We start from the raw sequence: 18466 nt of genomic DNA, 5'->3' as shown, positions 1-18466 counted from the left end.
CGTCCTAGCGATCCATCGGGAGCCTCGAGAACAAACGAACACCATGAAGGACCTTGATCGATAATCCCGCAACCGGGTGGATCAGGGTTGAGAGGGCCGAGTAGGCCGGTTCGCGTCAGGTTCACACCTGACCAATCCCATCTCCATCGCCCATTTGGGGCCGATGTTCTTCTTCCGTTCGTTCGCAGGCTCCGCTGGAGCTTGCTTCTCTGATCGCTAGGATCTTCGTGACTTCCCGTTCTTCTGTACCTGCCGTGACCGCTTCGGCCGGTGCCACCACAGTCGTGGTCCTCTTGATGGCAGCGGTCTTCCTGTCCCTGCTCGACTCGCAGATCGTCGCCACCGCGCTGCCCCGCATCGTCGGCGACCTTGGCGGCTTGAACCAGTTCGCCTGGGTCACCACCGGTTACCTCATCGCCGGCAGCGCCGCTGTTCCCCTCTACGGCAAGCTAGGTGACCTGTACGGCCGCAAGCGCGTCTTCCTCATCTCGATCCTGGTCTTCCTGGCCGGCTCGGCTGCTTGCGCCCTGGCCCAGACCATGACGCAGCTGATCGCCTTCCGCGTCATCCAGGGCATCGGCAGCGGTGGCCTGTTCATCTCGGTCCTGTCCCTCCTCGGCGAGATGTTCACTCCCCAGCAGGGCGCCCGCTACTACGGCTGGTTCTCCCTCACCTTCGGCGCCGCGTCCCTGACCGGCCCCACCATCGGCGGCCTGCTCACCGACCTGGCCGGCTGGCGCTCGATCTTCCTGGTCAACCTGCCCCTCGGCGTACTCGTCGTGGCCGTCATCTCGGTCCGGCTGCACCTGCCCGCCCAGCGCAAACATGCCCGCATCGACTACCTCGGCGTCATCCTCCTGGCCGCCGCGATCGTCGCGGTGAACCTGCTCACCACCTGGGCAGGCACCGCCTACGCCTGGACCTCCCCGGTCACCCTCGGCCTGGCCACCGCCTGCGTGCTGTTGCCGGTGCTGTTCGTGCTCGCCCAGCGCCGCGCAGCAGACCCGGTCATCCCCTTGCGCCTGTTCCGCGACCGCACGTTCTCCATCGTCGTGGCGGTCGGCTTCATCGCCGGATTCCTCGGCCTGGGCATCGTCAACTACCTGGTGCTCTGGCTGCAGGCCGTCCTGTCCCTCAGCATCCAGACCTCCGGCTACCTGCTCACCGCGATGATGCTCGGCGTCGTACTCACCTCCTACGCCTCCACCAAGCTGATCGCCCGCGCCGGCTCCTACCGCCGCCATCCCATCGCGAGCATGGTCCTGTTCGCACTGACCGCGCTGCTGTGCGCGACCATCGACGCCGGCCCGGTGCTCGCGGCCGTCTTCCTGCTGCTGTTCGGCATCGCCGGCGGGCTCAACTCCCAGGCCCTGAGCCTGGCCGCCCGCAACGCCGCCGGCCGTGACGACATCGGCGCCGTCCAGGGCACCGCCACCATGGCCCGGCAGATGGGCACCGCGCTGGGCACCTCCTTCTTCGCCGCCCTCGTGACCAGCAAGCTTCCAGCCCAGCCTGGCCCGGAAGGCTACGCCGACGCGCTGCACCTGGTCTTCCTCTATGTCATCCCGATCGCACTGATCGGGCTGGCCCTATCCCTGTTCCTCCCCGACCTCAAGCTCTCCCGCTCCTGAACCCCGAGAAAGGACCTCCCTCATGTTCCTCATCACCGGCGCCACCGGCACTGTCGGCTCCGAACTCCTCGCCCTGCTCGCCAACCGGAACGTCCCCGTCCGGGCCATGACCCGCAATCCCGCCAAGGCCGCGTTCCCCGCCGGCGTCGAGGTCGCCACCGGCGACTTCGACCGGCCCGACAGCCTCGCCGCCGCCCTCGACGGCATCGACAAGGTCTTCGTCCTGCCGCCCGGCTACGGCCCCGACGGCCCCGTCCAGGAACGCAACCTGGCCGCCGCGGCGGCCCGCGCCGGGGTCTCCCATCTGGTCAAGCTATCCACCAGCGGCGTCACCTTCGACGCCACCGACCCCATCACCACAGGCCACCGGCTCGGCGAACAGGTCATCAAGGATTCCGGCATGCCGTGGACCATCCTGCGGCCCGGCACCTTCATGGTCTACCTGTACGGCTACGCCGCAACCATCGCCGCCGAGCAGAGCATGTACGTCACCGAAGGCGACCCCGTCTCCGCGATGATCCATCCCCGCGACATCGCCGCCGTCGCCGCGCACGTCCTCACCACGCCAGGCCACGAGGGCCACGCCTACACCCTCACCGGCGGCCAAGCCCTCTCGCCCCGGGACCAGGCCGACATTATCGGCCAGGTCCTCGGCCAGCCGATCAAGCTCATCGAACGCACTCCAGCCGAAACTCAGGCGGAATTCGACCGCCTCGGCTGGTCGGGGCCTCGTCTGAAGGCGTTGCTGGAGCTCAAGCGCCAATCGACCGCCTGGGACTGGAAGATCTTCGACACCGTCGAGAGGCTCACCGGCAACCCACCGCTGACCCTCCACGACTGGGTCCGCGAGAACATCCACATCTTCCGGTGACGGAATCGAGGCAGGATCGCAGGCCGTGCTGCCAGCGATCCTGCCCCGGTCGGGCGTAGGGGGCCGCCACCCCTCGATGAGCTTGGCGAGCTCTCGGCTCGCACCAGGGGCCGCTCCAGCGCGTGAGGCGTCGCCTGGACGAGGGCCCCGCTGAGCACGATCACGCGGCCCGCCTCCCACTCCTCCACGCGCAGGGACGGCGGCTCCGGCGGGCGTGGCGGGTTCGGGCTCATGGTTGTCCTTCGACAGGGCACGACACGACGATGCCGGCCAGCCTTCCCGGTTCACCGTCGCTGACGGGAGCAGATCCTTGCCCTGTGCAAGAAATGTAGGGGCGTGAAGAGAGCGTGATTGCCCCGTGCAAACCTTGCACACTGCGCTGAACCCCCGGCGGCCGCGCGAGCGTATCTCGGAGTGACCAGCATCACTCGGAAGGGCCGCGTACGAGGCCCCGGAAGGGATGGCGCGCATGAGATTCGGCCGAAGTCGCGGGGCCCTCGTCAGTTGTGCCGCCGTCGCGCTGTGCGCGCTCGCCGCCTGCGCCCAGTACACGCCGACGCCGCGCTCCGGCGCCGGCGACCTCGGCGCGGCGCCGCCCGCCGCCGGGGCCGGGCCGACCCGTTCGCCCATCCCGGCCCAGGCCGCGGCGGAGGCCGCCGCCGACATCGGCACCCGGGAGACCAGGTGGGGGCCGTTGTCGGAAACCGACCGTGACCTCATCAAGAAGGTCCGACTGGCGAGCCTGTGGGAGATGCCCATGGCCCAGGACGCGATGCAGCGCGCCAGCAGGGCGAAGGTCCGCGAGGTCAGCAGGCAGATCGCGGCCCAGCACCACACGCTGGACGGGCAGGTCCGCGACCTGGCCGCGAAGCTGGACGTCACGCTGCCGGTGAAGCCCACGGACGAGCAGCAGGCATGGATGAGCGACATCTCCAGCAGGTCCGGGTCCGCCTATGACGTCACCTACGTCAAGTGGCTCCGCCTGGCCCACGGCAAGATCTTCACCCTGATCGGCACCGTGCGCGGCACCACGCAGAACACCCTGGTCCGCCGCTTCTCCGAGCAGGCCAACGCCGCGGTGCTCAACCACCAGCGCCTGCTGGAGAGCACCGGCCTGACCACGCCTGAGAGCTTCCCCGCCCCGCCCGAGTGACAAGGGCGCACAGCCCATGATCGCTCCGGACTAGCCAGGACGACCCGTTGTTGGCATAGTGGACAACAACTCTGTTGGCAGAGTGGACAATAACTCTGGCCTGTCCTGGAAGGCATCGACGTGGCCGAACGACAGCGCCGGCGGCGGGCGCCCGAACAGTCGCGCGAGGAGATCCTCGACGCCGCGACCGAACTGATCGCCCGGTACGGGCCCAACGGCGTGGGCCTGCGCAGGGTCGCCGACGCGGTCGGCGTCACGCACGGACTCGTGACCCATTACTTCGGCACCTATGACGCGCTGGTGCAGGCCGTGCTGCGGCGCGAGAACGAGCGCCAGCGCGAGCGGCTGCGCGAACGGATGCGCGCCGACCAGGGCGTGCCGTACTCGGAGAGCATGACGCGGGTGCTGTTCGAGACGCTGGCCGATGAGCGCTACGTCCGCCTGTGGGCCTGGTCGATGCTGCACGCCGAAGGCCCGGGCACCGTGTCGGAGGGGCTGTCCGCTTTCGTGGACGCGATGGAGGCCGGCATCCGCATCGTCCTGCCCGTAGAGCGGATGCCGGACCGTGCCCGGATCGAGGCGGTGGTGCTGCTCGGGCTGTCGGCGTCTTACGGGTTCGCGCTCGGGAAGCGGTCCTGGCTCACCGGGCTCGGCCACGACCCCGCCGAACCGGCGCACGAGGACGCGTTCCGTACCGCGCTGGCCTCGGTGCTGGCCCGCCACCTGGGGGGTGAGTCCTGATGGCGGGGTTCGAGGCGTTGCTCGCTTCCGGAACGGCGATGGCCGGATCGGTGGCCGTACTGGTGGCCGAAGACGCGGACGGCGCCGGGCGGCTCCCGGTGTTCATCGGCCTGTTCGTGGTCCTGGTGGTCGTGGTGACGAGGATGGGCGGACGGGAGCTCCGGCCCGTCAAGCTGCTGGTGCTGCCGATCATCCTGCTCGTCGCCGGTCTCGGGCCGGTCCTCCCGCTCCTGCCGGGGGTGGAGCTGCACGGCATCGACTACCAGCTGATCGCCGCCGACCTGGTGGTGTCGGTCGGCCTGGGCGTCGTCCGCGGGTTCACCGTGCAGATCTACCCCAAGCTCGCCGCGACCTGGTACCGCTACGGGCCGGTGTCCGTGGCCCTGTGGTGCCTGTCCATCGGGCTCCGCTTCCTCCTCGGCGGCTACGGCGCCGGCCACGCCGCCACCGCACTGGCGACGAGCGCGAGCGTCATCTTCATGCTGGGCCTGACCCTGTTGTGCCAGAACGTCGTCGTGATAGCCAGGCGCCCCACCGATGTGGGGGTGGGCAGGTAGTCCGGTCAGCCCGGTGGGGGGCTCATGGCGGTCGGTTCGTCGTTCTCCACGCCCGGTACAGCGTGGAGCGGGCGACGCCGAGCATCCAGGTCTCTCCTTGGACACGCTCGGTGGTGGGGGGACGGTGGTGCGATTGTGGTTAAGCCTTGATCGGTGCGGCCGTCCTGGCGGCCTGCTCGATCTTCGCGCAGTAGGCTGCGCGGGCTTCCTCGTCGATCTGCTTCTCGTATTCGGCGCGCAACCCGGTCCGGCCGTCGAGGCCCTCGCGCAGGATATCGGCGTGTCCGGCATGCCGGATGGACTCGCCGAGGACATGGACCATGACCGCGAACAGGTTCGTGTCGGCATAAGGCTCCGGCCACCACGGCACGTGGCCGGGGGCGTCGAGGGGAAGCTCGTTGATCGTCGCGTCCGAGTGTTCCCACGTGCGCCGGTAGAACCCGATGATCTGATCGCGGGTCTCGTCCTCGGTCGCCCACAGATCGCTGCCGTCGGAGTCCTGCCACCGGGGCAGCGGTTCCGGGGAAGGGCGGTCGAAGACCTCGCCGAAGTACCTGGCCTCGACGGTGGCCACGTGTTTGACCAGGCCGAGGAGGTTGGTCCCGGTCGCTGTCAAAGGTCGGCGGGCGTCGTACTCGGACAAGCCGTCGAGTTTCCAGAGCAGCGCCTTGCGGTCCCGCCGCAGCCTCCCGTGCAGGTGATCTTTCGCGAATTCATCGATCATGCGGCATGAGCCTGCCATGGGCTGCTCGTGGTCTCAAGTTCCCTTACGTGGTCCGCAACGACTGGCAGAGCGGAGGCCTGGCCATGGCCGCCGTTGTTCACACTCACGGACGGGCACTGCCTCGGGGCGAAGAGCGGGCGCCGTCGCCGGCCTCTGGCGGCCGCGAGGGCGTAAGGCCGAACAGGGCGTCTCCACCGGCGCACGCTGCCACGTTCTCCGCAGCCTCAAGACGGACCGGCCCGCCATGCCTAAGGTGATCACATGATCAATGAGGCGACCCTGCGCCGCGCCGCCGCGACGGGCGAGGCGCTCCGCCCGCTCGACGGCGACGACCACGGCGTGACCGGCGGCCTGCTGCGCGAGCTGTTCCGGCGCGACCCGCAGGACCTCGATCCCCGCGGCCTGACCCTGGAGGATGCCCGCGTGGAGGGCGGCCTCGACCTGCGCGGCATGCAGGTCCCCTTCCCGCTGCGGTTCGTGGGCTGCGCGTTCGACCGGCCGCTCGACCTCGACGGCGCCGAGCTGCACGCGCTGGTGCTGGACGGATGCGACATCCCCGGCATCCTGGCCAACGGGCTGCGTGTGCGCCGCGATCTCGACCTGTCCCGGTCCCGCATCCGGGGTGACCTGTGGACCTCGGCCAGCACCTCGTGCAGCGCCGCGGTGTGGCTGTGCGAGTCGGAGATCGGCGGGCGGCTGCTGTGCGTGGACACCGTCATCGACGGCGCGGTCCGCGCGGTGCAGGCAGACCGGATGCGGGTGGGCGGGACGATCCGGCTGCTCCACGGCTTCGAGGCGCGCGGCGGCATCCGGCTGCTCGGCGCGGACGTGGCGGGCTCGCTCGACCTCACCGGCGCCCGGCTCACGAGCGGGCTGGCCCTCGGTGACGCGACGATCGGCGGCAGCGTCTTCGTCATCGCCGACCAGACGGGGCGCCGCCCGCTCATCCGGGGCCGCCTGGACCTGGGCAACGCCCGGATCGCCGGACAGCTCCTGATCCGCGACGCCGACTTCGAGCCCACCGGGGCCGTCGCCGGGGTCGGCTACACCAGCCGGCGCCGCGCCGGCACCGCGGTCAGTGCGCCCGGGCTCGTCGTGAACGGCGACGTCAGCATCGAGGGAGAGTGCAGGATCGGCGGCGGCATCGACCTGTCCATGGGGACGTACAGCACCATCCAGATCCACGAGGGCACGGTGCTCTCCGCCCGCGGGGAGCAGGCACTCGATCTGACCAACGCCGAGCTGCGCTCCAGCCTCGTCCTGGCCGAGGGGGTGGCCGTCGATGGCACGCTGCGGCTGGCGGGCGCGCACGTCAGGGGAGACCTCGTCCTGAAGGGCACCCGATGGAGCGGGCCGGAGGGCCGCACGCTCGTCGCGGCGCAGGGCTCGACCATCGACGGCAACGTGGACCTGCGCCAGGTGGAGACCCGTGGCGGGAGGATCATCTTCCGCTCCGCGACGATAGGCACCGTGTTGGACGCCCACGGCGCCCGGCTGCGCAACCCCGGCGGCGAGGCGCTCTCCCTGCGCCAGGCCGTGGTCAGGGGATCGGTCCTGCTCGCCGGGGGATTCACCGCCGAGGGCACCGTCCGCTTGAACAGGGCCGTCATCGAGGGGCGGCTCGACTGCGCGGGCGGCACGTTCGGGGACCTCACAGCTGTGTCGGCGACCGCGCGCGGCGGCATGGACCTGCACTGGACGGCCGCCCCGGCGTCGGTGGACCTCACGGGGGCCGTCACCACCGTGCTCGCCGACGATCCCACCACGTGGCCGCGACGCTCGGCGATCGCGGGCTTCGTGTACGACCGGTTCGAGGGCTCCTGGGACTGGCGGACCCGCCGCGACTGGCTGCGCGGCATGGAACCCTTCGACGCGGGTCCGTACGAGCAGGCGGCCAGGGTCTTCCGCCAGCACGGCCGCCCGGCGGAGGCCGAGCGGCTGCTCATGGAGCAGCGCAGGCACGCCAGGCAGGCCCGGCCGCCGGGCGGTCGCACGCCCGGCCGCGTCCTGCGCGACCTCCGGGACGTCCTGTACGGGGTCACGGTTGGCTACGGCTACCGCCCGGGACGCACGCTGTGGCTGCTGGGGGCGCTGCTTGCCCTGGTCGGAGCCCTGGTGGCGACCCCGGCGGCGCAGGCGACGTTACGCGCCACGGACCCCCGCGGCAACGTGTACGCGGTGGACGGCCGCCTGGTCACCGTGGACGAGACCAAGCAGGCGGCCGACGCCACCGCCACCAGGGCCCGCGCCGCGCCCCGGCCGGGGCCGTGCGGCGACGGCCAGGTCCGCTGCTTCGACCCTGTCTTCTACACGATCGACACCGTCGTCCCGCTCATCTCGCTGGGGCAGCGCGCCGTCTGGTACCCGGAGACGCGCACCACGGCCGGCAGGGTGACCTCGGCGCTGCTCAACGTGGCGAGCGTGCTCGGCTGGCTGCTGTCGACGGTCGTGGTCCTCTCCTTCGCCAGGCTCGCCCGCCCGGCATGACCGGCCGGGCAGGCCCAGCAATATGGCGATGTTGCGGGGCTGCGTCTAGGGGCTGAGGAACATCTCTGCAGGATCGTGCGCTAAGCGTTCGGGTTCGTCTGTGGTGGTTTGACCTGGGGTTATTGCCGCCCTCTCGAAGACGTAGAGACGGATTTTCATCCGCCGCGATGAGTTCCGACCCCGCCGCCGGTATGTACTCACGAGCTCGCCGGACTACCCCGGGCGAATCGATCACAAGGGAGAATCCAATGTCGAACAGTCGTGCGGCAGACGAGGCCGCCATCCAGGCCGTACTGGTTGACTCCTACAAGGCGTGGGAGGCCGGCGACGCCGACGGCATGGTCGCCAACTACACCGCGGACGCGACCGCCATCATGACCGGCTCGCTCCGAGACAGCCGTGACATGATCCGTCAGAACATGGGCCTGGCCTTCGAGGGGCCGCTCAAGGGCAGCTCGACCTACAACAAGCAGCTCAGCATCCGCTTCGTCGGCAGGGACGGCGCGATCGTCATCAGCGAATCCGCCATCCTGTTCCCCGGCGAGACCGAGGTCCCAGACGACCTGCGTAAGGTGAACTGCACCTGGGTCTTCGAGAAGCGGGACGGCCAATGGCTGATCGCCGCCTATCACAACAGCCCGGTGCTGGCGCCTGCGCAGTGAGCCCTTCCCTGTAACCAGCAGTGACCGTGTGCGGGGCCATGACGGATATCGGACCGAAAAGCCCTGCATCGCTCTGACCTGTAGGAACTTCACACCCGAGGGCCAGATGCCCCCGCATGGGCGCCTCTGACCTTGCACCACATGCAACCCGGAGGACCCACGACGCATCCAAACGAAAGTCACGCCAAGGACCTGTTCCAGGCCCCTTGGCGTGACTTTCGTACCTACGAGCGACGTTCAGGAACTGCACTGAATTCCATGGCCAGGTCGTTGATGACGCACGGGGTGACCTATCCGCCCATAGCGGATTGTCACGGCAGTCGCCAGGTATGGTGGCTGTGGGGATGGAGCGTGGCGTGATGACGGGGAAGGAAGGCTTCGATCGTCGGATCGAACCGTTCCGGACGGAACTGCTGGCGTACTGCTACCGGATGCTCGGCTCGGCTCACGACGCGGAGGACTCGGTCCAGGACACGTACCTGAGGGCGTGGCGGGCGCGGGAGCAGTACGACGATACCCGCAGCTCACTGCGCACCTGGCTCTACCGGATCGCAACCAACGCCTGCCTGACCGCCCTGGAGGTCCACGGTCGCCGACCGCTGCCATCGGGGCTGGTGGCCGCGTCGGATCCGCTCGGGCCGCTCGTCCAGGGAGAGCACGTCACCTGGCTCCAGCCCTTGCCGGACTCGCTGCTGGACGCGGGCGACCCGGCTGGGGCCGTGATCGACCGCAGCAGCCTGCGCCTGGCGTTCGCGGCCGTCCTCCAGCACCTGTCGGCGCGTCAGCGCGGTGCGCTGATCTTGCGTGACGTGCTCAGCTTCTCCGCGGCCGAAACGGCGGAAATCCTCGGCACCACCGTCGTGTCGGTGAACAGTTCCCTGCAGCGGGCGCGTACTCGCGTCAAGGAGGTCGGGGTCCGGCAGGAACGGGTCAGCGAGCCGTCTGCGTCCGAGCAGCGCGCCTGGGTCGAACGCTACATGAGGGCATTCGAGCTGGCCGACGTCGAAGGCCTCAAGCGGCTGCTCACCGAGGACGTGATCATGGAGATGCCGCCGATGCTCAACTGGTTCTCCGGCCGCAGCAACTACGGCCTGTTCATGGAATGGGTCTTTGGGGCGGCCGGGAAGGACTGGCTCCTCAAGGAGGTCACGGCCAACGGCGGCCAGCCCGGATTCGCCGCCTATCAGCGCGTCGGCGACGGGTACAACCTGCACACGCTCCAGATCTTCACTGTCACCGACGAGGGCATCACCCGGAACTCGGTCTTCCAGGACCCCAACGTCTACGCGACTTTCGGCCTCGCGGCCAAGCTCGACGACCAGGGACTTGCCATCGACGAGGCCTAGCGCGGTGACCGTTGCTTGCAACAGCGCGGCCAGCGCGGCCAGCTCCAGGCCCGGCCCAGGCGCTTGTGCTCGTGGACAACGAGCCCGGTCGGCGCTGCGCCGCGCGTCCAGAGCCGGGCCGGCAGCGCCGATCGGATGACGGCGAACCCCAGCCCGGACAGCAACCCGGCCCCCAGGCCCTGAACACCCCGTGAGGCCAGGAGCACCGCCATCGACGCGCTCACCGCGCAGACCAGCGAGCCCACGGTGAACGTGGCAAAGCCGAAGAGGTAGGCGCCGACGTTGCCCCACCGGGACAGGAACCGGCCGGTGAGCATCGTCGCGATCACCATGGCGACGAGGTAGACGGTCATGTTCCAGGCGTAGAAACTCTCGCCGCCGAGCTCGGACACCGCGGTCGGCAGCAGGCTCGCCGCCAGGTAGATGTTGATCGCGCCGACGAGCACCCCGCCGGCCAGCACGATGGCCGCGCCGAGATGCTCCCGGCCCAGTAACTCCCGCCACGCGGGCGGCGCGGAAGGTGGAGTGGGGCTCACGTGTTCACCTCCACGACTCGTTGAGGGCCGCATCGCGCCTCCCGGGGGTCGAAGGCGCCGGCCACGGCCGAGAGTCGGATCGCGCGCCGACCGGATCCCGGCGCAGCGGCGGGACGAACGTCTTGTTGGCGGGCTTCGGGGCCGCCAGGCTGTTCGTGGTCGTCAGAGCTCATGACTTCAAGGCTGTCGTTGAACTGATCCCGGAGACTTTCCGCCGCCTGTCGCGAACAGGGCTGGGGCCTATGGGCGGGAAAGCCTCAAGCCGCGGTGGAGGCTTGCCCCGCTCGGGGTTGCCGAAGTACCGGCGAACCCTTCCAGCCCGCAAGGTGGTTTTGCCACGCCGCCTCGGCCAGGGTGGTGAAGTCCCTCTCGGGCAGGTCGGGGTCGAAGTCGTCGCGGCGCAGTCGCAGCACGTCGGTGGCGTACAGGCCGAGCCGGACCAGCAGCAACGTGGACCTGAGGGCCGGTTGGTCATCCTGTGGCGGATGCCATGCCGGGGCGGCTTCGGCGTCGTGCTCGCGGAACATGCGCATGACCGTGGCCGGGGAGGGGCGTCGGCCCGTCTTCTTGCCCTTGGTGATGACGAGCCGGGCGGCGATTGCAAACGCAGCCGGAGGCCCGATCTTGTGTCACCGTTCGCGGTGAGACTTTCGCGTACCCGCTCAGATCGGTCAACGGCGCACCCGATAGCGCAGGTGAAGCACCCGGTTGCCCTGAATCACCACGTCAGGATCCTCCAACAGGTGCTGCGCGTGGACCGACCCGAAGTAGCGCTTGCCGGACCCGAACACGACGGGTACGACGTCCATGCGCACCTCGTCGATCAGGCCCGCGGCAAGCACCTGGCCACCGACGTCGCCAGCGGAGACCTCGACCATGCGGTCACCCGCAAGCTCCTGCGCCTTGGCCACGGCTGCCTCGACGCCGTCGACGAAGTGAAACGGCGCCTCGGGGTCCCAGTCCTCGGGCATCGGCCGGTGCGACACGACGACCACGTGGTCGATGCCGCCCGGCGGCTTGCCGCCCCAGCCGTCCGTCAGGTCGAAGACGTGGCGGCCGACGATCGTGACTCCGATCTGGTCCCAGTACGCCCGGGTGTAGTCGTAGGACGTCTGCGACACCTTCAGCTCGCCGCTCTCGTCCAACGGGACGTCACCGCTGGACAACCAGTCGAACAGCGGTCCGGGCTGGTCATTCTCGTCCGCGATGAAGCCGTCCACCGACACCGAGCTGTACATGACCACCTTGCCCACGGGGCGCTCCTCTGCTTTGGCGTGCCCCCAAATTAGCGTGTCGTGAGCTGTCGCTCTTGAAAGAAGTCAATCGGCCGGCAGCGGCCACCGTCCCGACCCTGATGAGGGATCTTCCGCCCAACCCCGCGCCGGGCCTGTCACCCGTGCTGGACGCCATGATCACCGGATTGGCGTTAACCGCTGTACCGATGTTCCCCGAGGCCGGATGGAGGGGCCCGTTCGCCGAGCTGTGAACGGCGCCCCTCCATCACTTCGAACGTCGCTCGCTTGCCCCGAGCGACCAGGCCCCCGCGCCCGCCCCTGTCAGAGCGCGAAGTCCACGGCGAACCTCTGGTACACCTGCTCATTGGCCGCCTTCACCCTGGGCGAGTACGCGGCGTAAAAGGACTTGCCGCATTCCAGGTCCTTCAGCGCCGCCTTGATCTCCTTCTCCAGGTACGGCTTGGCCTGCTCCGGCTTCAGCGGCGGCATCAGAGCCAGGGTGCGGCCCTCGGGCTCCTTCGGCAGCGGGCTCTTGCGCAGTTTCTTGGCGACCTGCGTGGCCTGCTTCGTGAACGTCGACCGACCGCGTTCGGCCAGGGCCGAAGGACTGGTGTCGCTGATGCCCAGGCACGCGGCGAACCGCCCACCGAGCTGCGCGAGCCGCTTGTCCTTGTCGAGAGCGGCCACGGACTTGTCCAGTGCCGCGTTGAGCTGGGTGAGGTAGTCGCCTCGCTGCGAGGTGACGGTGAGGCCCAGGTGCTTCTCGGCCGCCTCGGCGAAGCAGGCGTCGTCTGCCGCGCGCCATTCCTTGAGCTTGTCCGCCGGCATCGCCATCAGGTTCTTGTTGTTCACGCTTTCCCCGGACACCGGGTTGACCGCCGGGTCACGCGGATAGACCAGCTTGGACCAGACGCCGAACCCGTACTTGGCCCGGTACGCGCGCAGCGCCTCATGGTCGCCGGCCAGCCGCTCGCGCTCTCCCGGCTGCCACTTGCGCTTGACGATCGGCTCGGCCAGGTAGGTGAGCCCCTTCTCCTGCATGCAGGCCACCCTGGTCTCCTCCATGGCGGCCTTCTTCTCGTAGGCGGCCTGCGTCTCCGGCGAGGGGAGACCGCTGAACGTACTGATGAGCAGGGTGGCTGCGACGGCCTTCGCTGCGATCAACATGGTTTGCTCCTTCACTTGGGCATGCGCAACAGCGGCATGCGAAACAGAACTTCCGGCTGAAAGGCCGGATCGGGGGAAGTCTCAGCAGGGGATCTCCATGCGGGACGCGTTCGGCGACACCTCGGGCAGACCGGGGACGACATCGACGGTGAGCACCGCGGTGCCGTTCGCCGTGCCCTTCCTCTCGATGACCTCGCCGAAGGGCAGTTTCGCCTTTCTGTCCCTGGTGCTCACCGTGCGCTCGCCCAGGTAGCGATAGGTGCGCTCGTCGAAGATCAGGTCCGCGCGAGTGCCGTCGCCCTGGTCCATCCCGACGGCCAGGCCGGGCCGGCCGGCGACGTCCACGGTGCCGGGGATGAGCACGATGCCGTCCAACCCTGCGGCCACCTGGTAGAGCGCGGCGCTCAGGCTGGGGCGAACCACCGACTCGGCGACCAGGCCCTGGAGGGAGGACCACATGCGCAGCGGATCCGCGCCCGTGTCGGCCACGATCTTCGCGCGCACCTGCGCGGGGTCCGTGGGCCAGCTGCGCAGCCGGGCGTAGGCCGGTTGGCCGGGGCAGGTCGCGGGCTCGTACACGGTGTCCTCGACGCCGTGGTCCCAGCGGTAGCGGGGCGCCGGTCCCGTGGCAGACACGGCCTGCTCGCGGCTCAGCCAGGGCTTGCCGACGTCGGCGGCCTCCCAGCGTTCCTCGTTGACCAGCACCTTGGTGTACTGCGACGTGCCGGCCTCGTCCGTCGTGAACAGACTTTGCTGGGTCAGCCTCCTGGTGTGCACGTACTGGCCGCGGGCCGGCACCGTGTCCGGCTGCTCGGCGGCGGCCCGCGCGGCCAGCTTGAGCAGCGTCTGAGCGTCGGCGGGAGGCGCGGCGAGCGGGTTGCCCGGATCGGAGCCGCCCAGGCCCACCTGGGCGGCGAGGATGCCGACGGTGAGCGCCACCGCCATGGCGCCGGTCAGGGCGACTCGCCTGGTGCGCAGAAAGGCGCCGGGACGGGCGAGCACCCCACGGCCACGCGGACGGGCAAGCACGCCCCGTCCGCGGGGACGGGCGATCGTGGACATCAGGGCAGCCCGGGAGGCCGCCAGGTCGTGCGCGCTCGGCTCGGGCGTGTCGGCCCACAGGCGGCCGAGCTCCTCCATCTCATTCATGGTCTGTCCCTTCCAGAGCCCGCCGGATCTTCTTGCGCGCCCGGTTGAGCCGGGAGCGGACAGTCCCGACCGGGATGTCCAGCGCCTCGGCCACCTCCTCGTACGTCAGCCCCGCCCACGCCACCAGCAGCAGCGTGTCCCGGTCGCCGGCGCCTAACCCGGCCAGGGCCGCCACCAGCGGCTTGTTCACCGCGAGCGTGTTCACGCCGTCCTCCACCAGCCCGCCGCCGATCTCCGCCGGGTGTACGCCACCACGCACGTACGCCCGGTAACGGGCCGCCTCGCGCCTGCGCCTCTTGCCGATCACGTTCGAGGCGATGCCGTACAACCAGGGCCGGGCGTCGGCCTGGCAGGACAGGTAGCGGTGCCGGTGCTCGAACGCCGCCAGGAACGTCTCGGACACCACGTCCTCGGCCGCCTCCGGACCGAGCCTGCGGGCCGCGTAACGGTGCAGGGCGGGAGCATGCCGGTCGAACAGCGCGGCGAATGCCTGCGGCTCCCGCAGGGAGCGGCGGATCAGGTCGGTGTCGGCGGCCTCGGCTGTCGCCGGTTCGGCCATGAACGGTTCAGCTCCTTCGCGCGCTGCGGGCAGATTCGCATGTTCTTACCGCTGCTCCGCCGAAGAGTTCACACCAGGGCCCTTCGATTTCTGCTCAGTCGCGGCACCAGCCGTACCCCCTTGACGCCGTGCAGCAGGCGGCGCCGCGCGGCCGGGCCGGTGCAGCGCTGGGGGTAGAGGGCCGCCGCGCCGGCGGACACGCGGGTGTCCTGGCACACCACGCACGCTGCACGTGAGCGGCCTGCTCCTCGGCCGCTGTGAAGGGATGTCGCTGGTGCTGCGCAGCCTGACCGGCAACAGTCGCCGGCCGCGCCAGGTGGGACGAACGGCCGGTTGCGACCACTCCGACGTGGCCACCTCCCTCACGGCCCGGAGAAGCGTCATGAACTCCGTAGCCGCCCGGCGGTAATACCTCGTGTCGATCTTCAATCATCGGAGAGGTGCGCATGAGCTTAGGCAGTGGCTTGGTCGCCGCCGTCCTGGCCGGGTCGGTGGGATTCGCGACCGTGCAGGCGCCCGCCGATCCCGGCGGGCAGGACTCCGGGCAGGCGGTCGCACAGCAGGGGAGCGGCCGGTCGGGCACGGTGACCCTGCTCACCGGCGACCGGGTTGTCGTCACCCCCGCCGGTCACCGGGTGGAGCCGGGGCCGGGCAGGCGGGTCCGCTACTCCACCCGGTACCGTGACGGGCACCTGCACGTCTATCCGTCCGACGCGTTCGCGCTGGTGGCGCAGGGGGTGCTGGACGAGCGGCTGTTCGACGTGACGCAGCTGCTGGAGTGGGGGTACGGCGACGATCGGCGGGGCGACATCCCGTTGATCGCGCAGGGGGACGTGCCCGCCCCGCGGAGCGCGAGGCAGGCCGGGCACCTGTCCCAGTTGGGCATGTCGGCCATGCAGGTGCCGAAGGAGAGCGCGGCCGAGGCGTGGAAGGGCCTGGCCGGCGGCGCCCGGACGTTGAGCGGCGGGAAGACGAAGCTGTGGCTGGACGGCAAGCGCTCGTTCAGCCTGGACCGGAGCGTCAAGCAGATCGGCGCTCCGCAGGCGTGGCAGCAGGGCCTGACGGGCAAGGGCGTCACGGTGGCCGTGCTGGACTCCGGCTACGACCACGATCACCCCGATCTGAAGGGTGTGGTCACGCAGGCGCGGGACTTCACCGGCGGCACCGACGCGCGCGACAACGTGGGCCACGGCACGCATGTGGCGTCGATCGTCGCGGGCGCGGGAGAGAAGCAGCGCGGCGTGGCCCCGGACGCGAAGATCGCCCTCGGCAAGGTGGGGGATCGGGTGATGTTCGAGTCCCACATCCTGGCCGGCATGGAGTGGGCCGCCGTGGAGGTCAAGGCCAAGGTCGTCAACATGAGCCTCGGCGGCCCGGACACGCCCGACGCGGACCCGCTGGAGCAGGCGGTCGACACGCTGTCGGAGCGGACCGGCGCGCTGTTCGTGATCTCCGCAGGGAACGACGGGCTCGCCGGGACGGTGGGCAGTCCCGGCAGCGCCGACGCCGCTCTGACCGTCGGCGCCGTGGATCGGGACGACATGAGGGCGCCCTTCTCCAGCGCCGGGCCCCGCAAGGGCGATCACGCGATCAAGCCGGACGTGACCGCGCCGGGTGTGGACATCATGGCCGCCGCCGCGGCGGGCACCGCGGACGGGCCGTACGTGGCGCACAGTGGCACGTCGATGGCGGCTCCGCACGTGGCGGGCGCGGCGGCGATCCTGGCGCAGCGGCACCCCGACTGGAACGGGGCGCGGCTGAAGGCGGCGCTCATCGGCAGCGCCGCCCCGAACGGGAGCTCCACGCCGTACCAGGAGGGGGCGGGCAGGGTGGACCTGGTCCGCGCCCTGGCCCAGCCCGTGGTGGAGATGAGCGGCAACGTGTGGGCGGCGTTCCCCTGGAACGGCACGGGGGAGCGGGTGGCCACCAAGACCCTCACCTACGCCAACTCCGGCGACACCCCGGTCACCCTGGACCTCACCACCTCCAACGACGTGCTGCGCCTGGAGCACCAGCGGCTCGAGGTGCCCGCCAAGGGGGAGGCCTCGGTCACGTTGACGATCCACGCCGAGGGCAAGGCCCCCGGCGACTACCCGGGCACCGTCACCGCCAGGTCCGGCGACATCGTGGTGCGCACCCTCGCGGGCGCGTACGTGGAGCCCGAGTCGTACGACCTGACCGTCAAGGCCGTCGGCAAGGAGGGCCAGCCGCTCTTCGTGAGCTCCGGCGAGGTCTACGACCTCAAGACCGGACGCTGGGAGCTGCTGTTCTTCCAGCGTGGCGTGGCGAAGGCCCGCCTGCCGAAGGGCGACTGGAACCTCTACGCCGACGTGGGCGACGACAAGGTGACCATGACCGCGCACCAGGCCGTGCCGTTGACCGACGCCGACCGCGAGGTGACGCTCGACGTGCGGAAGGGCAGGCAGGTGAAGTTCGCGGTGGACGAGCCGACCGCTCAGCAGGCCGATCTGCTGGAGATGAACCTGATCAACGGGTCCTGGATGTTCGGGTTCATGGCCGGCGGCGAGCTGACCTACTACGCGCTCCCTGTCAGAACGCCGGGTCTGACGTACCTGGCCAAGACCGTCTGGCACAAGAAAGACACTCGGCCGAGCCCGTACCGCTACGACCTGGTCCATTACCACGAGAACGGCATCCCGGACGATCCCACCTACACGGCGCGGACGAGCGAGCTGGTGAAGGTGGAGGCGAGCTACCGGGCTCCCGGCACGGCCGCCCAGGCCCGGGCATACGTGGGCGTCCGGCTTCCGGGGTACTCCTGGGACTTCGTCTTCCCCTACGCCAGCCCCGTCACGGACCTGCCCGGGACGATGACGCACTACCGGACGCCCGGGTTCGCCTGGACGACGGAGGTGTGGACGGGCACGCACGTCGTGGCCGGCACGACCGGGGTCCTCAAGCGCGGCACCGTCAAGGAGACGTGGAACGCCGCCGTGACCGGCCCCGCGTTCGGCACACCGGCCGGCGATCGCGACGGTGACCGGCTGCGTTTCAGCGCCGACCGGCTCTTCACCGACGCAGCCTCCCTCACCGGCGCCGACAGCGCCACCACCGGCACGCTCACCCTGGCCCGCGGCGGTGCGGTGCTCGCCAGGGCGGACCTGGCCGGGTGCGCCTACCTCCAGCCCGCCCGATGCCTGCTGGACGCCCGACAGCTCCCTGCCGAGGCGGCCGACTACACGCTGACCGCGTCCGCCCAGCGGCAGGGCACGCTGTCCACGGGCATCGAGTCGGTATGGACGTTCCGCTCGGAGCGGGCCGCCGAGGCGCGAGCGCTGCCCCTGATGGCGGTCCGCTACGTCCCCGCCGGGCTGGACGACCACAATCGCGCCAAGCCCCGGTCGCTGACCCGAATTCCCCTCCGTGTCGAGCGCAACCCCGGCGCGGCAGAGGCGCGGGTCAGGACGATCAAGCTGGAGGCGTCGTTCGACGACGGCGGAAGCTGGCGTCCGGTGCCGGTGGCCCCGTCCGGCTCCGGCTGGGTCGCGCTGCTGGCCAACCCCGCTACCAGCGGGTACGTATCCCTGCGCGCCACTGTCGCCGACACCCGAGGCGGCCGTGTGACACAGACCGTGACGCGCGCGTACGCGGTGGGCTGACGCCAGGATCCCTGCCCGGCACCCGTTC

At 70.1% G+C, this 18466-nt stretch carries 18 protein-coding genes; 10 read left to right on the top strand and 8 right to left on the bottom strand.

The features are described from left to right. The first annotated feature begins 227 nt into the window (after positions 1 to 227). The 5 genes from AB0H64_RS31300 to AB0H64_RS31280 all read left to right on the top strand — a co-directional run bounded on the left by AB0H64_RS31300 (position 228) and on the right by AB0H64_RS31280 (position 4953). Positions 228 to 1631 (top strand): MDR family MFS transporter, encoded by a 1404-nt coding sequence (locus AB0H64_RS31300; protein WP_357631853.1) that lies wholly within the window; start codon positions 228 to 230, stop codon positions 1629 to 1631. Between the two features lie 22 nt (positions 1632 to 1653). Continuing rightward, positions 1654 to 2502: an SDR family oxidoreductase gene (locus tag AB0H64_RS31295; RefSeq protein ID WP_357631851.1), complete on the top strand. Its 849-nt coding sequence runs from the start codon at positions 1654 to 1656 to the stop codon at positions 2500 to 2502. Between the two features lie 469 nt (positions 2503 to 2971). After that, positions 2972 to 3655: a DUF4142 domain-containing protein gene (locus AB0H64_RS31290; RefSeq protein WP_357631849.1), complete on the top strand. Its 684-nt coding sequence runs from the start codon at positions 2972 to 2974 to the stop codon at positions 3653 to 3655. A 120-nt stretch (positions 3656 to 3775) separates the two neighbouring features. Further along, on the top strand, positions 3776 to 4396 hold the full coding sequence (locus AB0H64_RS31285; protein WP_357631847.1) for a TetR/AcrR family transcriptional regulator: 621 nt from the start codon (positions 3776 to 3778) through the stop codon (positions 4394 to 4396). Next, a complete protein-coding gene (locus AB0H64_RS31280; protein ID WP_357631845.1) occupies positions 4396 to 4953 on the top strand; it encodes a hypothetical protein in 558 nt (185 codons plus the stop codon). Before AB0H64_RS31285 ends, AB0H64_RS31280 begins: the two co-directional genes overlap by 1 nt. 139 nt (positions 4954 to 5092) lie before the next feature. On the opposite strand, the gene AB0H64_RS31275 is transcribed toward AB0H64_RS31280, so the two are convergent. Continuing rightward, positions 5093 to 5677 (bottom strand): DinB family protein, encoded by a 585-nt coding sequence (locus AB0H64_RS31275; RefSeq protein WP_357631843.1) that lies wholly within the window; start codon positions 5675 to 5677, stop codon positions 5093 to 5095. Between the two features lie 261 nt (positions 5678 to 5938). Between AB0H64_RS31275 and AB0H64_RS31270 the strand changes: the two genes are divergently transcribed. The 3 genes from AB0H64_RS31270 (at position 5939) to AB0H64_RS31260 (ending at position 10172) form a co-directional block, all read left to right on the top strand. Continuing rightward, complete coding sequence (locus AB0H64_RS31270) at positions 5939 to 8164, top strand: hypothetical protein (protein WP_357631841.1); 2226 nt, start codon at positions 5939 to 5941, stop codon at positions 8162 to 8164. Between the two features lie 248 nt (positions 8165 to 8412). Further along, positions 8413 to 8826, top strand: coding sequence for an SgcJ/EcaC family oxidoreductase (locus AB0H64_RS31265; protein WP_357631839.1), 414 nt, complete (start codon positions 8413 to 8415; stop codon positions 8824 to 8826). Between the two features lie 359 nt (positions 8827 to 9185). Beyond that, positions 9186 to 10172 carry a sigma-70 family RNA polymerase sigma factor gene (locus tag AB0H64_RS31260; RefSeq protein ID WP_357631837.1) on the top strand — a complete coding sequence of 329 codons (987 nt, stop codon included), beginning with the start codon at positions 9186 to 9188 and terminating at the stop codon, positions 10170 to 10172. Here AB0H64_RS31260 and AB0H64_RS31255 read toward each other — a convergent pair. From AB0H64_RS31255 to AB0H64_RS31245, 3 genes are all read right to left on the bottom strand, one after another. Then, complete coding sequence (locus tag AB0H64_RS31255) at positions 10169 to 10708, bottom strand: MFS transporter (protein WP_357631835.1); 540 nt, start codon at positions 10706 to 10708, stop codon at positions 10169 to 10171. The two genes, AB0H64_RS31260 and AB0H64_RS31255, sit on opposite strands and share 4 nt — an antisense overlap. A 257-nt stretch (positions 10709 to 10965) precedes the next feature. Continuing rightward, positions 10966 to 11235 carry a hypothetical protein gene (locus AB0H64_RS31250; protein WP_357631833.1) on the bottom strand — a complete coding sequence of 90 codons (270 nt, stop codon included), beginning with the start codon at positions 11233 to 11235 and terminating at the stop codon, positions 10966 to 10968. Positions 11236 to 11379: 144 nt separating this feature from the next. After that, entirely contained in the window at positions 11380 to 11961 is a 582-nt protein-coding gene (locus AB0H64_RS31245; protein ID WP_357631831.1) for a dihydrofolate reductase family protein, read from the bottom strand. 101 nt (positions 11962 to 12062) lie between these two features. Between AB0H64_RS31245 and AB0H64_RS31240 the strand changes: the two genes are divergently transcribed. Continuing rightward, a complete protein-coding gene (locus AB0H64_RS31240) occupies positions 12063 to 12194 on the top strand; it encodes a hypothetical protein (RefSeq protein WP_357631829.1) in 132 nt (43 codons plus the stop codon). 70 nt (positions 12195 to 12264) lie between these two features. Here the strand turns inward: AB0H64_RS31240 and AB0H64_RS31235 are convergent, their stop codons facing one another. The 4 genes from AB0H64_RS31235 to AB0H64_RS31220 form a co-directional block, all read right to left on the bottom strand. Next, on the bottom strand, positions 12265 to 13110 hold the full coding sequence (locus tag AB0H64_RS31235; RefSeq protein WP_357631828.1) for a hypothetical protein: 846 nt from the start codon (positions 13108 to 13110) through the stop codon (positions 12265 to 12267). 81 nt (positions 13111 to 13191) lie between these two features. After that, on the bottom strand, positions 13192 to 14259 hold the full coding sequence (locus AB0H64_RS31230) for a CU044_5270 family protein (protein ID WP_357631826.1): 1068 nt from the start codon (positions 14257 to 14259) through the stop codon (positions 13192 to 13194). After that, on the bottom strand, positions 14252 to 14818 hold the full coding sequence (locus AB0H64_RS31225) for an RNA polymerase sigma factor (RefSeq protein WP_357631824.1): 567 nt from the start codon (positions 14816 to 14818) through the stop codon (positions 14252 to 14254). The genes AB0H64_RS31230 and AB0H64_RS31225 overlap by 8 nt, the downstream gene beginning before the upstream one ends. Positions 14819 to 14886: 68 nt before the next feature. Continuing rightward, positions 14887 to 15018, bottom strand: a complete 132-nt coding sequence (locus AB0H64_RS31220; RefSeq protein WP_357631822.1) for a hypothetical protein — start codon at positions 15016 to 15018, stop codon at positions 14887 to 14889. A gap of 246 nt (positions 15019 to 15264) precedes the next feature. On the opposite strand from AB0H64_RS31220, the gene AB0H64_RS31215 reads away from it, so the two are divergent. Continuing rightward, a complete protein-coding gene (locus AB0H64_RS31215; protein WP_357631821.1) occupies positions 15265 to 18438 on the top strand; it encodes a S8 family serine peptidase in 3174 nt (1057 codons plus the stop codon). Positions 18439 to 18466 lie beyond the last annotated feature (28 nt).

It is taken from the genome of Nonomuraea sp. NPDC050733, assembly GCF_040654215.1.
Lineage (GTDB): Bacteria > Actinomycetota > Actinomycetes > Streptosporangiales > Streptosporangiaceae > Nonomuraea.
The sequence above is the reverse complement of the archived record's forward strand: the minus strand, read 5'-3'. Positions and strand labels throughout refer to the sequence as shown.

Excerpts from the sequence above, each read along its gene's own strand:
- AB0H64_RS31295 (WP_357631851.1), top strand. The coding sequence starts at position 1,654 with ATGTTCCTCATCACCGGCGCCACCGGCACTGTCGGCTCCGAACTCCTC.
- AB0H64_RS31290 (WP_357631849.1), top strand. The coding sequence starts at position 2,972 with ATGAGATTCGGCCGAAGTCGCGGGGCCCTCGTCAGTTGTGCCGCCGTC.
- AB0H64_RS31280 (WP_357631845.1), top strand. The coding sequence starts at position 4,396 with ATGGCGGGGTTCGAGGCGTTGCTCGCTTCCGGAACGGCGATGGCCGGA.
- AB0H64_RS31275 (WP_357631843.1), bottom strand. The coding sequence starts at position 5,677 with ATGATCGATGAATTCGCGAAAGATCACCTGCACGGGAGGCTGCGGCGG.
- AB0H64_RS31270 (WP_357631841.1), top strand. The coding sequence starts at position 5,939 with ATGATCAATGAGGCGACCCTGCGCCGCGCCGCCGCGACGGGCGAGGCG.
- AB0H64_RS31265 (WP_357631839.1), top strand. The coding sequence starts at position 8,413 with ATGTCGAACAGTCGTGCGGCAGACGAGGCCGCCATCCAGGCCGTACTG.
- AB0H64_RS31260 (WP_357631837.1), top strand. The coding sequence starts at position 9,186 with ATGACGGGGAAGGAAGGCTTCGATCGTCGGATCGAACCGTTCCGGACG.
- AB0H64_RS31250 (WP_357631833.1), bottom strand. The coding sequence starts at position 11,235 with ATGTTCCGCGAGCACGACGCCGAAGCCGCCCCGGCATGGCATCCGCCA.
- AB0H64_RS31240 (WP_357631829.1), top strand. The coding sequence starts at position 12,063 with ATGAGGGATCTTCCGCCCAACCCCGCGCCGGGCCTGTCACCCGTGCTG.
- AB0H64_RS31235 (WP_357631828.1), bottom strand. The coding sequence starts at position 13,110 with ATGTTGATCGCAGCGAAGGCCGTCGCAGCCACCCTGCTCATCAGTACG.
- AB0H64_RS31230 (WP_357631826.1), bottom strand. The coding sequence starts at position 14,259 with ATGAATGAGATGGAGGAGCTCGGCCGCCTGTGGGCCGACACGCCCGAG.
- AB0H64_RS31225 (WP_357631824.1), bottom strand. The coding sequence starts at position 14,818 with ATGGCCGAACCGGCGACAGCCGAGGCCGCCGACACCGACCTGATCCGC.
- AB0H64_RS31215 (WP_357631821.1), top strand. The coding sequence starts at position 15,265 with ATGAGCTTAGGCAGTGGCTTGGTCGCCGCCGTCCTGGCCGGGTCGGTG.